General features: G+C 71.9%; 15 protein-coding genes, 1 pseudogene and 1 riboswitch. Of the genes and pseudogenes, 11 read left to right on the forward strand and 5 right to left on the reverse strand.

The annotated features are described in order from the left end of the window. Positions 1-24: 24 nt before the first annotated feature. The 4 genes from AB0D31_RS28350 (at position 25) to AB0D31_RS28365 (ending at position 3,084) form a co-directional block, all read left to right on the forward strand. Complete coding sequence (locus AB0D31_RS28350) at positions 25-789, forward strand: hypothetical protein (RefSeq protein WP_362728316.1); 765 nt, start codon at positions 25-27, stop codon at positions 787-789. 72 nt (positions 790-861) lie between these two features. Beyond that, positions 862-1,773: an aminoglycoside phosphotransferase family protein gene (locus tag AB0D31_RS28355; RefSeq protein WP_362728318.1), complete on the forward strand. Its 912-nt coding sequence runs from the start codon at positions 862-864 to the stop codon at positions 1,771-1,773. Beyond that, entirely contained in the window at positions 1,774-2,469 is a 696-nt protein-coding gene (locus tag AB0D31_RS28360; protein ID WP_362728320.1) for a class I SAM-dependent methyltransferase, read from the forward strand. It abuts the gene before it with no gap. 33 nt (positions 2,470-2,502) lie between these two features. Next, positions 2,503-3,084, forward strand: coding sequence for an HAD domain-containing protein (locus tag AB0D31_RS28365; protein ID WP_362728322.1), 582 nt, complete (start codon positions 2,503-2,505; stop codon positions 3,082-3,084). 56 nt (positions 3,085-3,140) lie between these two features. Here the strand turns inward: AB0D31_RS28365 and AB0D31_RS28370 are convergent. Both AB0D31_RS28370 and AB0D31_RS28375 read right to left on the reverse strand, forming a co-directional pair. Continuing rightward, a pseudogene (locus AB0D31_RS28370) lies at positions 3,141-4,709 on the reverse strand (mobilization protein). Between the two features lie 236 nt (positions 4,710-4,945). Continuing rightward, complete coding sequence (locus tag AB0D31_RS28375; protein ID WP_362728324.1) at positions 4,946-5,320, reverse strand: nuclear transport factor 2 family protein; 375 nt, start codon at positions 5,318-5,320, stop codon at positions 4,946-4,948. A gap of 144 nt (positions 5,321-5,464) precedes the next feature. Between AB0D31_RS28375 and AB0D31_RS28380 the strand changes: the two genes are divergently transcribed. Then, positions 5,465-6,385 carry a LysR family transcriptional regulator gene (locus AB0D31_RS28380; RefSeq protein WP_362728326.1) on the forward strand — a complete coding sequence of 307 codons (921 nt, stop codon included), beginning with the start codon at positions 5,465-5,467 and terminating at the stop codon, positions 6,383-6,385. Positions 6,386-6,422: 37 nt separating this feature from the next. Here AB0D31_RS28380 and AB0D31_RS28385 read toward each other — a convergent pair whose 3' ends face one another. Next, positions 6,423-7,529 (reverse strand): HoxN/HupN/NixA family nickel/cobalt transporter, encoded by a 1,107-nt coding sequence (locus tag AB0D31_RS28385; protein ID WP_362728328.1) that lies wholly within the window; start codon positions 7,527-7,529, stop codon positions 6,423-6,425. A gap of 27 nt (positions 7,530-7,556) precedes the next feature. Further along, positions 7,557-7,774, reverse strand: a riboswitch (cobalamin riboswitch). A gap of 76 nt (positions 7,775-7,850) precedes the next feature. On the opposite strand from AB0D31_RS28385, the gene AB0D31_RS28390 reads away from it, so the two are divergent. Next, the gene (locus tag AB0D31_RS28390) at positions 7,851-8,213 is read left to right on the forward strand and encodes a metalloregulator ArsR/SmtB family transcription factor (RefSeq protein WP_362728330.1); all 363 of its coding nucleotides are present in this window, start codon (positions 7,851-7,853) and stop codon (positions 8,211-8,213) included. Between the two features lie 226 nt (positions 8,214-8,439). Here the strand turns inward: AB0D31_RS28390 and AB0D31_RS28395 are convergent, their stop codons facing one another. After that, a complete protein-coding gene (locus AB0D31_RS28395) occupies positions 8,440-8,721 on the reverse strand; it encodes a hypothetical protein (protein ID WP_362728332.1) in 282 nt (93 codons plus the stop codon). Positions 8,722-8,839: 118 nt separating this feature from the next. On the opposite strand from AB0D31_RS28395, the gene AB0D31_RS28400 reads away from it, so the two are divergent. Beyond that, positions 8,840-9,202, forward strand: a complete 363-nt coding sequence (locus AB0D31_RS28400) for an arsenate reductase family protein (RefSeq protein WP_362728334.1) — start codon at positions 8,840-8,842, stop codon at positions 9,200-9,202. 39 nt (positions 9,203-9,241) lie between these two features. Here AB0D31_RS28400 and AB0D31_RS28405 read toward each other — a convergent pair whose 3' ends face one another. After that, positions 9,242-10,147: a Gfo/Idh/MocA family oxidoreductase gene (locus tag AB0D31_RS28405; RefSeq protein WP_362728336.1), complete on the reverse strand. Its 906-nt coding sequence runs from the start codon at positions 10,145-10,147 to the stop codon at positions 9,242-9,244. Between the two features lie 179 nt (positions 10,148-10,326). Here AB0D31_RS28405 and AB0D31_RS28410 point away from each other — a divergent pair, with 179 nt between their 5' ends. The 4 genes from AB0D31_RS28410 (at position 10,327) to AB0D31_RS28425 (ending at position 15,016) form a co-directional block, all read left to right on the forward strand. After that, positions 10,327-11,748, forward strand: a complete 1,422-nt coding sequence (locus AB0D31_RS28410) for a hypothetical protein (protein WP_362728338.1) — start codon at positions 10,327-10,329, stop codon at positions 11,746-11,748. Then, positions 11,745-12,845, forward strand: a complete 1,101-nt coding sequence (locus AB0D31_RS28415) for a hypothetical protein (protein WP_362728340.1) — start codon at positions 11,745-11,747, stop codon at positions 12,843-12,845. The genes AB0D31_RS28410 and AB0D31_RS28415 overlap by 4 nt, the downstream gene beginning before the upstream one ends. 121 nt (positions 12,846-12,966) lie before the next feature. Further along, positions 12,967-13,998, forward strand: coding sequence for a glutamine synthetase (gene glnII / locus AB0D31_RS28420; RefSeq protein WP_362728342.1), 1,032 nt, complete (start codon positions 12,967-12,969; stop codon positions 13,996-13,998). Positions 13,999-14,431: 433 nt separating this feature from the next. Continuing rightward, positions 14,432-15,016, forward strand: a complete 585-nt coding sequence (locus tag AB0D31_RS28425; protein WP_362728344.1) for a winged helix-turn-helix domain-containing protein — start codon at positions 14,432-14,434, stop codon at positions 15,014-15,016. The last annotated feature ends 140 nt before the right edge of the window (positions 15,017-15,156 follow it).

The following is a 15,156-nucleotide window of genomic DNA, read 5'->3' on the forward strand; positions in this document are numbered from 1 at the left end:
CGACCGAACAGAGACGGAGACCCGGTGACCACCATCGAGACCACCGCCACGACCACGGCGATCACGGTCGTGCTGCCCGAGGCATTCGACGAGCGCTGGAGCCGCCTGCCCGGCATCCAGGTCGAAGGCCGGCGCATCACCATCGACCCGGCCGAGTACTTCTTCCGCTTCGAGTCCAACACCTGGCTCGTCGCCGACTGGCAGCTGGTCAAGTCCCAGCTCCTGAACGTGGACGAGACCACGCAGAGCGCGGTCGAGCAGCTCGCCCTCGACTTCGTGAAGGCCAACGCCGGGCCCACGTCGGACGCGGCCCAGGTCCTGGCCACCGCGTACGAGGTGTACGCGTATCTCTTCCGCGACGAGCACCTCGCCGGTCTCGGGATGCCGCAGATCACCACCGAGCATCTGCGGATGCTGCGCGAGGCGGCCACGCTGATGGCACTGAACAAGGTCGAGCTGGACGGACACATCTCCAACGTCGGCCCGTGCTGGTTCTTCCCCGCCGCCACCTCCGTCGTCTTCGACCTCGACGACGAGACCGGCGGCATGCTCGACGAGGTCTACCACGGCGGCTGGTTCAACGAGCACCGCCGCATCGAGTCCATCAAGGCCCACGCCGCGCTCGGCGGACGCCTCGTGCACGGCTGCCAGTCCGTGCCGGACCAGTCCGGCGGCGTCGTCGCACCCTACGGTGCCTCGATGGCCAACTTTCGTGAGGATCTTGCCCAGTTCAAGGCCGGATGGATGGAGCAGGTCTACGCCCACCGCGTGACCGGCCCCGCCGCGTAACACCCGACCAGGCTCCGGGGCGGGCCGGCCACCTCGCCCGCCCCGGACGCCACCAATCCACGGAGCCCTCTCATGGACGAGAAGCTGACCGCCGAACTCCTGACCCACCTGTGCGCGGTCAAGGGGGTGCCCCTGCCCGAACGCGCCGAGGTGCGGGTGTGGTCGATGTCCGGCGTCGAACGCGTCACCTTCCCCGACCGGACCGCCGCCATCTTCAAGTACGCCAAGCAGCCCTTCGACAGCGAAGCCCAGGCCCTGCACCTAGCCCGCACCCTCGGCGTCCCCGTACCCGAACTACACGCGACGGCGATCCTGGACGGCTGCCTCGGCATGCTCCTCGAAGACCTCGGCACCCCTTCCCGTGAGGCGGACGACCTCGACGGTGTCGCTGCGGCCGTGGTCCTCCACGGCACCGGCACCGCGCCGGCCCTGCCCCTGCTCGACGAGGAACGCCTGAGCGGCCTGCCCGCCCGTGCGGCCCAGCACCTCGACCAGCTCCACCAGGCTGACCGCTGGCCGGACACCGCCGACATCGCAGACGCCCTCGACCAGATCACCAAGGCCGCCGGCCCTCGCGCCAGTGGCACCACGCTCGCCCCGTTCGGCTGGGTGCACTCCGAGTTCCACCCCACCAGCCTCCACATCGGCAATCACGGCTGGCGCCTGCTCGACTTCGCCCGTGCCTTCACCGGTCCCGGCCTACTCGACCTCGCCAGCTGGCACGGCACCCTCGACACCCCCGACCCGGTACGGATGCGGGTCTTCCTCGACCAGTACGTCACCGCAGGCGGGACCCCTGACGCCCTCGCCGAGCGCGGCGGCCTGCCAGCCGAGCAGTGGGCGCTCGGGTGGCACCGCATGTGGGCGGTCGAGTGGTTCATGGAGCAGTCGATCCGCTGGATCAACGACCCGGCCACCGACCCCGCGTACATCACCGTCGTACGCCGCCACCTCACCGACGTCCTCCAACTCCTGGAGGTCTAGGTGCTCACCACCCAGGCGTCCCCCTGGTACGCCCACGCCCTCCAGCGCACCGCGACCGGCCCCGCCGAGCCACTGGCCGTACCGGTGCGGATGGAGTGGACGACGAGACCAGGGCGCGGACCGGGCGCTGAGAGCCTCGGCCACGACCTGAGCGGCAAGCGGGTGTTGGAGCTCGGCTGCGGCCCCGGCCGCAACGCCGCCCACCTCGCAACACGCCATGGCGCCCGTGTCACCGGCGTCGACCTGGTCGGTCTCCAGGTCCGCCGTGCCCGCTCCCACTACGGAAGGTTGAGCAACCTCACCTTCGTCGCCGGTCACGCACTGCACTACCTGCAGGGCTGCGACGAGCAGTTCGACGCCATCTACTCCGTGTTCGGCGCCGTCGGCCTCGTAGCCCCTGAACTGCTGCTGCCTGCCATCGCTCAGCAGCTCAAGCCCGGAAGCGCCCTCACCTTCTCCACCCCGCACCCACAGCGAGGAGGACGCCGCGCGGCCATGGGCGACCGCCCCCGCCGGGACTTCGTCGTTCTGCCCGACCGCACCCGACTGCCCCTCGCCCGCTGGGACTTCAGCGCCGAGCAGTGGCAGCGGCATCTTGCCGACGCCGGTCTATGGCTCACCGCCGCCCACGAGTTCCACGACGCCCGGCTCGGCCACTGGCCCACGACCTTGCTGATAACGGCCCGCAAGCTCTGACGCTGCCGACCGCCACACCCCATGGAGGCACCCATGAACGTGCCCTACCTGCTGCTGGACATCGACGGTGTCCTCATACCTTTCCCCCAGGGCGACGGCAGCATCCCCGCCACGCACGTCCGCCACGAGGTCGTACCGGACGGCCGGACTCCGGAGGATCCGGTCACCGTCTGGCTCAACCCGGTGCACGGGCCGATGCTCACCAACATCTTCCGAAGCGTTCCGCTCGCCCCGGTCTGGTGCACGAGTTGGCGCCGGGACGCCACCACGCTGATCGGCCCGCTCCTCGGCCTCCCGGCCCTCACGTACGTCGATCTCCCGCGCCCCAAGATCACGACGTCCCATCCCAACGGCTACCTCTGGAAGCGCGACTACGTCGACGCGTGGCTCGGCGACGAACCCGCAGTCTGGATCGATGACGACTTCACCGCGCTCGACCACGGGTGGGCCGTGCAGCGCACCGCTGCGGGCTTCCCCACCCTCCTCGTGCAGCCGGACGCCCACCTGGGGCTGCAACCCGAGCACCTCACTCAGGTCACAGCGTGGGCGAGAAGGTTGAGCGGGGACATCGCATCGCCTATGCCGGCGGCCTCGCCTCGGCGCGAAGCCCCGTAGGCATGGCGCAGAATCCGCCGGGGCCTCGCGACTCGCAGGCACCGCGGCACATGCAACTACCGGTGCCGACGACGCTCCTCGTGCGTCGGGCTCATCGTCAGACCCGGAGGCTGGACAGCGGGAGGCGCCGCTGCCGGGCCCAAGAAGGTGCTGGGCTGTCGCGCTGCCCGCGCTCGCTTGTTGGGTTGTGTGGTGATGCGCCAGTTGAGGACCTCGGCTGGGCGTTCGGCTGTGTCGAGTTCCCGGCTGGCGGCCACTTCGGCGAGGAGGACGCGGGGTGTATGGCCGGCGGATTCGGCGCGGGCGAGGGTGGTGGACAGGGCTGGCCAGGCAGGGTCAGTGAGGATGCGGTCGGCGTGGTCGGGGATGGCCTCGCGTACGGCGGTCTCGAGACGCTGGATGGTCTGGGGGCGTGGTGCGCGCTGGGCGAGGCCGGCCAGATGGGGTGCGGCTACCTGCTGGTAGCCGGTCTGGAGGTGGCTGAAGGCTTCCTCGGCCGCTGCCGCTTGCTGTTCGTGGCCGCGCTGAGCGTGCCAGTGGGCGGCGGCGCGGGCCAGATGCAGGGCGGTGAAGACGAGCACGATGGCGAGGCCGCCGGGGAGGTTGGGTGCGTGGGCGAGTTCCCTGGCGGCTTGGCGGAGTTCGGTTGCGGCCTGGTGGTCAGCGCGGATCGCTGAGCGGCGGGCGCGGTTGAACGCCTGTGCTGCCGCTTGGAGTTCAGTCCGGTGCAGACCGGGGGTGGCGCGGGCGAGGTTGTACAGGGTGTCGGCGAAGGCATCCAGCTGTTCCTGGGCAGTGGCGTCGTCGCCCGAATCGAGCGCGGTGAGAGCCGCACGCTCAGCGGATTCCGTACGACGCCATGGCTCGGCCAGGTCCGCCGCCACCTTCGGCCTGTCCGCCACGTCCTGGACGGGGAGGCGTTCGGTCAGGCGGTTGTAAGACAGATCGGGAGCCAGTTTGGAGCCGCCGAAGAAGATGCTGTCGCCAGGGGCGGCCAGGCTGTAGCCGGTCACCTCGCCGCTCTCGGGGCCAATGCGGGTCTTGACCTGGATCCCGAGCGAGGCGAGCACGGAGAGGTAGTCGTCGATGCTGTGGACGGCGGCGGCGACCGCGTAGGCGCGTTCGCGCAGCCACTCCCTGGCGGTCACCTCCTGGCCCTGGCGGTCGGCCTTCGCGCGTTCCGCTCCGGTGGGCGTCTTCGGGGCGGTCAGGTCACCGGACTTGCGACGGCGCAGCCCGAACTCTGCCTCGATCTTCCGGCATTCCGCCTGCGCACGCTGCCCGTCGCGGTTCGTACGCGGGCGGCGGCCGTCGCCACGGACGGTGGTGGCCAGGATGTGGATGTGGTCGTCCGCATGCCGCACCGCGATCCACCGGCAGGCAGTGTCGTCGCCCACCGGGGCAATTCCGGTCGCCGCGACGACCCGGCGGGCGACGTCAGCCCACTCCGTATCGGTCAGGTAGCGGTCACCAGGCGCAGTACGCACCGGACAGTGCCACACGTGCTTCGGCGGCCTCGTACCGAGTTCGCGGGAACGCAGGTCGACATGGTGGTCAAGACGCTTGGCCTACAGCAACGGCAGACTCGCGCTGGGTTGGAATCCCTCCTTCAGCCGATCCCCCATTAGGCTGCCGACCGTTCCGGGGGCGATCTGCCCGCCGGAGCGGTGGCTGATGGCCGTATGTGTGAGGGCGCTGGTGATGCGCACGGTCAAGCTTGCCCGCAGGCAGCCCGTCTCGGCCGGCAGGGCCGTGCGGGGACGTATGAGCCGGTGGTGCGGCATGAACGCGGCCCGCAGCAGGTCCGGTTGGGCGACGCCGGCCCCCGGCCCGTCAGCGTGTGGCCTCGCCGTGGACGCGTTCATCCCCGGGGCGGGGCGAACTCCGGCTGGTCCAGGATGCGGAGCCAGCTGCCGTCCGGCTGGCGGCGGACCACCTGGGCCCGGGCACCCGTGCCGTCCTTCGGCGGGGTCGAGGTCAGGGCGATGTCGCCGTTGATCAGGGTCGGCAGGGGCTGCTCCGGCTCGAAGTGGGGGCGGTTGGCGAGCACCTTCGCCCATAGCTCGCGGATGGCCTCGCGGCCCACCGTCCGGCTGCCCGGCGGGTAGGCCATGACCGCGTCCTCCGCGTACAGGGCGGCGACCCCGGCCGCGTCCCCGGCGTTGGAGCGCTCGACGAACAGGCGGGTGATGTCCTCGGGCCGCATGGCCTTCTCGTACTTCTCGTACTCCGGCACGGGTTCCTCCTGATGCTCGCGTAGCGGTAGCGGTAGCGGTAGCAGTAGCGGTAGCCGTCGAGTTCGTCCCGACGTCGTCCAGCCTGGTCCCGTCCTCGTCAGAAGTCCAACAGATGGGTCGGATCGGAACTAGAATCTGTAGTCATGGATCTCAGGCAGCTCGAATACTTCGTCGCGGTCGCCGAGGAGCAGAACTTCACGCGGGCGGCCGAGCGGGTGCACATCAGCCAGTCCGGGGTCAGCGCCCAGATCCGGCAGTTGGAGCGCGAGCTCGGGGCCCAGCTCTTCGACAGGTCGGCGCGCACCGCCACCCTCACCGACGCGGGGCGGGCCGCGCTCGGCCACGCCCGCGCCGCGCTCTCGGCCGCCGCGGCGGTCGGGCAGTCGGTGGGCGAGGTCACCGGCCTCGTCCGGGGTCGGCTGAGCATCGGCATGGTCATCGGCTGCACCATCACCCCGCTGTTCGACGCCCTCGCCGCGTTCCACCGGGCCCACCCCGGCGTGGAGGTCTCGCTGCTTGAGGACAGCTCCGACCGGCTGATCGACTGGGTCCGCACCGGCACCCTCGACCTCGCCCTCATCGGGACACCGAGCGCCACCCACGACGGCCTCGACGCGCTGACGATCATCGAGGAGGGCCTTGTCGCGGCGGTCCCGGACGGCCACCCGTTGGCGAAGCGGCGCCGCGTCGCCCTGCGCGACCTCGCCGCGTACCCGATCGTGTGCATGCCGCAGGGCACGGGGCTGCGCTCGGTCTTCGACCGGGCCTGCGCCGCGCGCGCCGTCACCCCCGTGATCGCCTTCCAGGCGAGCGCCGCCGACGCGATCGCCGACCTCGCCGACCGCGGACTCGGCGTCGCCGTGCTCAGCGCGTCGATGGCGGCGCGCTACAGCGGCCGGCTCACCGCCCGCCCCATCGAGGACATCGACGCGCCGGCCTTCCTGTCGCTCGTCTGGAGACCCAACGCCGGCCCCGCGGTACGGGAGTTGCTCGCGTACGGACGGCGGGCGTTCGGCTCGACCACCTCCCCCGCGTCCGCAAAGGGAGGGGGCGCGCCTTCCTGAGGCCTCCCCCGGCCCCGGGCACCCCGTTACGGAAGCCTCACGCCCCCGAAGCCGCCCACTTCTGCTCCACCTTCCCCAGCCGCCAGTACGCCAGCGCCGCCGCCCACACCACCACGAACAGGCCGACGATGACGAAGCCCACGTTGTCCAGGTCGAGGTCGGCGATCCAGCCGCTGACCGGGTCGGTGAGGTCGAACTTCTCGTGCATGACCCCGACCAGTTCGATGGTGCCGATGAAGAAGGCGACGGCGATCGACAGGCCGGTGATGGTGAGGTTGTAGTAGACCTTGCGCACGGGGTTGGAGAACGCCCACTGATAGGCGAAGTTCATGAAGGTGCCGTCCAGGGTGTCGAACAGGCTCATCCCGGCGGCGAACAGCAGCGGCAGGCACAGGATCGCGTACCAGGGCAGCCCCGCAGCCGCGCCCGTGCCGGCCATCACCATCAGGGTGACCTCGGTGGCGGTGTCGAAGCCCAGGCCGAAGAGGAAGCCGAGCGGGAACATCTGCCCCGGCCGCGAGATCGACTTGGTGAACCGGCCGAGGAGGCGGTTCATGAACCCCCGCGAGTCCAGGTGGGCTTCGAGCTCCTTCTCGTCGTACGCACCCGAGCGCATCGCGCGGAACACCTTCAAGATGCCGAACAGGGCGACCAGGTTGAGCGCGGCGATCAGATAGAGGAACGAGCCGGACGCGGTGGTTCCGACGACGCCGAGCACCTGGTGGGTGCTGGAGCCCTCGTTCATGAGGGTGCCCGCGAGCTGGGCGCCACCCGCCACGAGCGCCGCCATGACGACGACGACGCTGGAGTGGCCGAGCGCGAACCAGAAACCGACGGAGACCGGCCGCTTGCCGTCGGCCATCAGCTTGCGGGTCGTGTTGTCGATGGCGGCGATGTGGTCGGCGTCGAAGGCGTGCCGCATGCCGAGGGTGTACGCGGTGATGCCGAGGCCTATGCCGTACGTCTTGGTGCCGACCGCGTAGTGGGCGGGGGCCACCAGAAGGAACAGGATGCCGAAGGCGACGACGTGCAGGGCGGCTATGACCGCGAGCAGGACGCCGGTACGGACGGTGTCCTCGCGGCGCCAGCGGAAGATCGGCGAGGCGGCGCCCGCCTCGGAAGGCGTGCGGGTGGACAGGGTCATGCGGTCACGCTCCAGCACCTCGTGGATCACTTCGTGAGATGCCGCGGCCGGTCTCCTGGCTGACGGGTGGGTGCGGCCGCCCTGCCTTCCCAGCCAGGTGGATCCTGGCCAGTGGCGTCGCGGGGACGGCTGCTCCCCCGGAAAATCCTTACGGGGGAACCCGATCACAGTGGCGAGGGCCGCTCCGGTTTCGCACCGGTCTTCCCGAACACCACGGCCAGCTCACCCTAGACGCTGCGCAGTTGCCCGCACAGCTGCACAGCTGTGCAGGTATCGAAGATCACACGGAGTGCTCCGGCCGGCGCCTGCGAGGATGCGGGTATGCATCTCGTCCCCGCCGACCGCGCCGGCCACCGCACCATCGACGGCCACCGGGTCTGCGACGCCATCGCCGCGATCGGCGACCCCGAGCGCGTACGGGCCTGGGCCGAGCGGTTCTCGCTGCTCGCCGACGCCAACCGGCTCGCGCTGCTGCTCGCCCTGCACCGGACGGGCCCGCTCGCCGTCTCCGACCTCGCGGTGGCGACGGGCATGCGCGATCCGGCCGTCTCGCAGGCCCTGCGGTTGCTGCGGGCCGCCGGGGCGGTCGCCGGGGAGAAGGAGGGACGCGTGGTGCGCTACCGGTTGGTGGACGAGGTGGTCGCGCGCCTCCTCGACCAGTACGCGGTGACGACGGCGGGGTGAGCCCGGGCGCGGCCCGGACCCCGGCCACGCCTCGCTGGCATGACCGGAGCCGGGCGACCGCACGGCCGACGGCCGTCACAGCTCACCGGCCGTTACAGCTCACCAACCGGGACAACTCAACTACCGGCCGGCCCAACAGCTGAACAGCCGTCACGGATCAGCGGCCGTCGCAGGGTCTACGGCCGTCGTAAGCCACCGTCCGTCGTGGGTCAACGGCCGTCGAGGGTCAACGGCCGTCGTAGATCAGCGCACGCACCATCCGGCAGGTCGTCTCCGACGGCTGGTGGACGCCGATGAGCGCGGCCACTGTGCGTATGGTGCGGTCGGGTGCCTGCTCGGGTCGGTACACTCCCGTGTCGAGCAGGGCGATGGCCAGGCGCATGGCCTTCAGACGCCGGTTGTGCGACTCGTACCACACACGCGGACGCCCGGCGGGCAGCGGCACCTTGCGAAGGGGCTGGAGGGACAGCTGTTTCGGGGCGTGCGAGGTCAGTGCGGCAGCGGTCATGGGCATCCTCCTGGGCAGTCGGGAACCCTCACTTACTGCTTCGATTTTACCGGGGCCCACTGACAATCGCCCCTGGTCGGCCGGGCTTTGAGGGTGCGGCACGAGTACGCTTGCGGGCATGGAGATCTGGATCAACCCGGCCTGTTCGAAGTGCCGCAGCGCGGTGAGTCTGCTGGACGCGGAGGGCGCCGACTACACGGTGCGCCGCTACCTCGAAGACGTCCCCTCCCCCGACGAGATCCGGGCCGTCCTCGACCGGCTCGGTCTCGAACCGTGGGACATTACGCGCACCCAGGAGGCCGACGCCAAGGAGCTCGGCCTGAAGGACTGGCCGCGCGACGCGGACGCCCGCGAGCGCTGGGTGACGGCGCTCGCCGAGCACCCCAAGCTGATTCAGCGCCCGATCATCACGGCCGACGACGGCACGGCCGTGGTGGGCCGCACCGACGACGCCGTACGGGACGCCCTGAAGCGCACATAGCCTTCCGCCCGGCAGCTCGTCCCGCCCGGAAGCTCGTCGTCAGACCCGGCCGAGCTGGGCCTCCGCGTCGGCGAGCAGCTCGGTGATCCGCGCGCCGAACCGGGCGTCGCACGGGTGCGGAACGCCGGTGCGGGCCGCCTCCAGGAGTGCGTCGATCGCGGCGCCGAACGCGTCGAGCGCGCCGCCCCAGTCCGGCATGACCTCGGCGCCGGCCTCGCCGAGCAGCGCCACCTCGACGCCCGCGGCGGCCGGCGGCGCGGTGAAGCTGAGGTCGGCGGTACTGGAGGCGCCCGAGGCGTGGCGCAGGATCAGGTGCGCGGTGTCGCCGGGGCCGCCCGCCGCCGTCAGGGCGGTCACCTCGCCGAACACGCCGGTCAGCACGGCGAGCGCGTGCGGCCCGACGTCCCAGAGCGCGCCCTTCTCACCCCGCCAGGGCGACGCGGCGTACGGGCTCTGCTCGGCGCCCGGCGTGAACAGCGACCCGTACCACCGCGCCCGCCCGGTGAACCAGCCCTGCGCGGCGGCCTGTTGGGCCACCCAGGCCGCGGTCTCCTTCGCGAAGCGCAGCGTGAAGAACACGACGGAGGCGACCTGGGCCCGTTCCGCCGCGTCCGCCACCGCGCGGGCCCCGGCCACATCGGTGGCGACCGGCTTGTCCAGGAGCAGATGGCAGCCCGCCGCGGCGGCCCTGACCGCGAGCGGCGCCTGCACGTCCGGCGGCAGCGCGAAGGCGACGGCGTCGCACGCCGCGAACAGCGCGTCGGGGTCGTCGTACACCGTCACCCCGTGCTCGTCGGCGAGGGCGGCCGCGGCCTCGGGCCGCCGCCCCCACACGCCCGCGAAGTCGACACCGGGATGCGCGGCGAGCGCCGGTGCGTGCGTGGCGACGGCCCAGGGGCCGGTGCCGAGGAGTCCGATGCGTGGGGTCCGGGCGATCTGGTTCATGAGGACCAGTCTGCCCCGGGCGGAATTCCGGTGGCGGGACCAGGGGGGCGGGCTGCTACGTTTTCGGAGCCGGCCGCGGGACTCCGGCGCGACTTCCGGGACTTGCCTCTACAGCAAACATTTCGCTGCTCGCGCCCCCATTCCCCGGCCGGCTTCCCCATCCACGCACGGGAGATCCCATGGCTCAGGAGAGCCGCGCCGACCTGGTGGCGGCCGAGGACGTGCTCCTCTTCGTGAACGCCGCCGTCACCGCCACCGGCCAGCGCGAGTTCCGCTCGGGCGCGGCCGAGCAGCGGCTCTCCCTCGAATTTCTCCACGCCTACGTCCGGGTCAACTACCGCCGGGTGTACGCCGCCGTGCTCGCCCTGGACATCAACGACCACAACGCCGCGCTCATCGTGCGCCACCTCCTGGAGAGCGCGGGCGAGGCGAGCGCCGAGGACAAGCGCGTCGAGGGGCGGCTGATCGCGGCGCGTCTTGCGGTGCTGCCCCCGCAGCGGGTGTACCGGCTGCTGCGCGCGCTGCGGACCGCGAAGGTCAACAACCGGCGCACCCGGGCGATCTTCCGCGACTGGCTCGCGGCCCGCCCCGACCCGGCGTTCGACGCGGTGAAGTACCGGGCCGGCCTGAAGTCGGCGGCCCGCCATGCCCATCTTCCTTACGGGGAAGATGAGTTGGGGGACTTCCTGTTCCGGCCGGGGCGCCGGGCGCGGTACGAGCACCCACTGCTTGACGCCCACCGCCGTGCCCACTACGAGCAGGCCGCCCTGTACGAGCTGCCGTTCACGGTCGCCGAGGGGTTCGCCGCGCGGCACGGGGTGGCGCGCGCGGTGTTCCTCGACCGGATCGCGCCCCGCACCACCCGGCTGGAACGGCTGCGCACTCAGGCCCAGCCCGGGGCGGCCGCCGTCGACCTGGCCACCCTGGGGCTGACCCGGCTCGCCCTGTTCGTCCTCTCGCTCGGCATCGACGAGCGCGCCACGCGCCGGGCCGAGCTCACGGGCGCACTGCGGGCCGCCGCGGCGCGCGCGGCCGGGCCGCACGCGCGGACGTGGGGCCGTGTCTCGGCGGTGCTCGACGACAGCTACTCCTCGTCCGGCTCGGGCGAGAAGCGCCGCCGCCCCCTCGCGGTCGCGCTGGCCTGCCACTTCCTCCTGGAGGCGCTGGCCGGCGCCGGGGCGTACCGGGGCCGCTGGACCTCGGGCGGCACGGACGCGCTGCTCGTGCGGCCGCAGGGCGCGACCCCGCTCGGCTCCCGCCTCCTGGACGCGCTGGAGGACGGCCCGGACCGGCTCGTGGTGGTCTCCGACGGCTGGGACAACGCGCCGCCGGGCCTGGCCGGCGAGGTGCTGCGGGTGTGGCGCGCCCGCCTCGACCCGGACCGGCGCACCCGGGTGGTGCACCTCAATCCCGTATACGACGCGGACGGCTTCGACGTGCGCCGCCTCGCGCCCTCGGTGCCGACGGCCGGCATCCGCGACGCGGAGGACCTGCCCGCGCTGGTGGAGATCGCCGAGTTCGCCGAGGGGCGCACCAGCCCGGCCGAGCTCTCCGCGTATCTCGACCGCCGCACGGCCGACTTCACCAAGGGCCGGCGATGACCTCGCTCGACCTGACCGGCCTGACCGCCGGGCCCGCCCAGGTGTGGGGCGGTATCCGGCTGGTGCCGCTGCTCCGCGCGGAGCCGGTGGCGGGGCTGCGGCTGCACCGGGAGGCGTACGGCGTCGAGGACCACGAGGTGTCGATCGTGCGCCTGGACGAGCGCAGCCGCTACCTCTCCTACATTCCGCACGGCTTCGTCGCGGACTGGTCGGGCGAGGGCACCGGCGCCGCGTACGGCACGAGCCTGGGCGAGGCCCCGCCGAGCCGCATGCCGCTGCACCGGCTGGCGAAGCGGCGGCCCGGCAGCCGGCTGCGGTTCCTGCCGCTGCACCTGGCCCTCGAGGGCTATCTGGCGCTGCACTTCGGCGGGCCGTCCGTCCTGTGGGAGACCTGGTCGCGCGAGGCGGTGCGCTCCGGGCTCTCGCCGCGCGTCGAGAGCGCCTGCCTGGGGGCCGAGGTACCGGGGCTCGCCGAGGCGCTGCGGGTGTTCGAGATCCACCCCGGCCAGTGCGGGGTCCTCGTGTACGCGGCGGACGCGCTGGGCGCCGCGTTCGCGGTGCCGCATCCACAGGACTACCGGGCGCTGCACGCCACCCTGCTCCAGGACCTGTTGGGGGAGCTGATCCACCAGTACGCGCGGTACGGGCGTGCGGTCGAGGAGTTCACGGCCCGCATCGACGACCGGAACGTGCGCGATGTCGCCGATCTGCGCGCCGCGGCGCGAGCCCAGGAGCGGGCCTGGCGCGTAGCCCATGACGAGGTGATGGCGGCGGAGCTGTACGACACCTCGTACGCCTTCAGCCGCGTCCACCGGATGGGCGGGTTCGACCTGTGGCGCTTCCTGCCACCGTTCCAGCGCGGCGGCGCGGCCCAGCACATCGGCGAGGTGATCACCGACCGCAAGGGCCGGGTGGCGTATCTGAAGACGTTCCGCCTCTCCGAGAACCAGGTGCGGCGCGGTCATCTGCTGCAGAGTCTGGCCGCGCACGACTGGCATCTGGGACGATGCGCCGAGGCGCTCGGGACGACGCCGGAGGAACTGACGAGGCGGATACGCGCCGCGGGCTTTTCCGCCCTCCTGAAACCCCCCAGGTAACACCGGGTTCACAAACGGGCAACGGGCGGGAAATTTCGGGGTGTGAGGCTGCCGGGCGTACAGCAGCGCCGCAGCGTGGCAGCGCGCAGACACCCCGCAGCTCCCACAGAGGATGGCTTCCGTGACGTTCAAGGCCGAGTACATCTGGATCGACGGCACCGAGCCGACCGCCAAGCTCCGCTCCAAGACGAAGATCATGACCGGTTCGCCGGCCGGCGTCGACGGGCTGCCGCTGTGGGGCTTCGACGGGTCCAGCACCAACCAGGCCGAGGGTCACGCGTCGGACCGGGTCCTCAAGCCCGTCTTCTCCTGCCCGGACCCGATCCGCGGCGGCGAGAACATCCTCGTTCTGTGCGAGGTCTTCGACATCGACGGGACGCCGCACGCGTCCAACACCCGCGCCCTGCTGCGCCCCGTGGCCGAGCGGTTCGCGGACCAGGAGGCGATCTTCGGCATCGAGCAGGAGTACACCTTCTTCGACGGTGCCCGCCCGCTCGGCTTCCCCGTGAACGGCTTCCCCGCCGCGCAGGGCGGCTACTACTGCGGTGTCGGATCGGACGAGATCTTCGGCCGCGACATCGTCGAGCAGCACCTCGACCACTGCCTCGCCGCCGGTCTGAGCATCTCCGGCATCAACGCCGAAGTCATGCCCGGCCAGTGGGAGTTCCAGGTCGGCCCCGTCGGCCCGCTGGAGGTCTCCGACCAGCTGTGGATCGCCCGCTGGCTGCTGTACCGCACCGCCGAGGACTTCAACGTGTCGGCGACGCTCGACCCCAAGCCGGTCAAGGGTGACTGGAACGGCGCGGGCGCGCACACCAACTTCTCCACCAAGGCGATGCGCGAGGGCTACGACGCGATCATCACCGCGTGCGAGGCGCTCGGCGAGGGCTCCAAGCCGATGGACCACGTCAAGAACTACGGCGCCGGCATCGACGACCGCCTCACCGGTCTGCACGAGACCGCCCCGTGGGACCAGTACAAGTACGGCGTCTCGGACCGCGGCGCCTCGGTACGCATCCCGTGGCAGGTCGAGGTGGACAAGAAGGGGTACATCGAGGACCGCCGCCCCAACGCCAACGTCGACCCGTACGTCGTGACCCGCCTCATCGTCGACACCTGCTGCACCGGTCTGGAGAAGGCCGGCCAGGTCTGAGCCGTCCGCCGCTCGCTCCACTGAGCCGAGTCCGGCCTCGACAGGGCGTCCCCGCCGCGGCGGTGGGCGCCCTGTCGGCGTTCGTCCGGGATCCCCGCGCCGACCCGGTGACCTCCCGCCGCACTCCGCGCGGACGCACATGTTCCGGTCACGGTGTGCCAGGGATCCGTACCAGTCCGTGGGAGGGGACTGCTGCTCGGGGCGGATCGTCTGGTTGAATGGGCGCATGTCCAGCATCCAGAACTCCGTGACGGGTCGCAGCGACCTCGAACCGTTCTGGCCCTCCCGCCAGGACCACGACTTCGACCGGGTGTGTTGCCGCGCGACGAACGCGCCGGCCCTCTAACGCCTCGATCCTCTCCAGGCCTTCGGCCCGCGCGCACCGACGTACGTCCCCTGCCGACGACTCTCCGCGCGAAAGAGCTGACCCCTCATGGCGAACACCCGTACCCTCCCGACCGCCGAAGCCCCCGCCGCCCTGCCGCTCGGCCGCCATCGCCTGCGGGCCGTGGACCGCGACGAGACGGCCCGGCCGGCCGCCGCCCAGGTCCTCGACTTCCTTCCGCCGGGCGCCACCTGGCTGCCCGCGCCGCAGCACACCCTGCCCGCACTGCCGGGCCGTCCGCCGATGATCGGCTACCTCGTACTCGTCCCGGCCGACCAGCAGCCCCCGGTGCTCGCCGCGGCGCCCGAGCCGCTGACGCCGGTGCCGGCCGGGCCCGCCACGGCGGGTGGTGACGCCCGGGTGCGGATCGACACCGTCCGCAGGACCGCCGAGGTGGACGGCGAGCAACTCGACCTCACCTACCTGGAGTTCGAGCTGCTCGCCCACCTCGTGGCCCATCCGCACCGGGTGCACACCCGCGACCAGCTGGTGAGCACCGTGTGGGGGTACGGGCACGTCGGCGACGGCCGCACCGTGGACGTCCATGTGGCCCGACTGCGCCGCAAGCTGGGCGCCGAGCACCGCGGGGCCATCCAGACCGTGCGCCGCGTGGGCTACAAGTACACGCCCTGACACGGCAGTTGGCGAGGTCCGGCGCGCGCCCCGGTGCGGTCCGGAGTCCGCGGTGCGAGCGGGTGTCCGCACGCTTCTGCGCGCCCCGGCGTGGGCGAGTGTGCGCACGCTTCTCCGCGCCCCGGCCCCGGGGTGGTGCC

Source organism: Streptomyces sp. NPDC048361 (assembly GCF_040651795.1).
Taxonomy (GTDB): domain Bacteria; phylum Actinomycetota; class Actinomycetes; order Streptomycetales; family Streptomycetaceae; genus Streptomyces.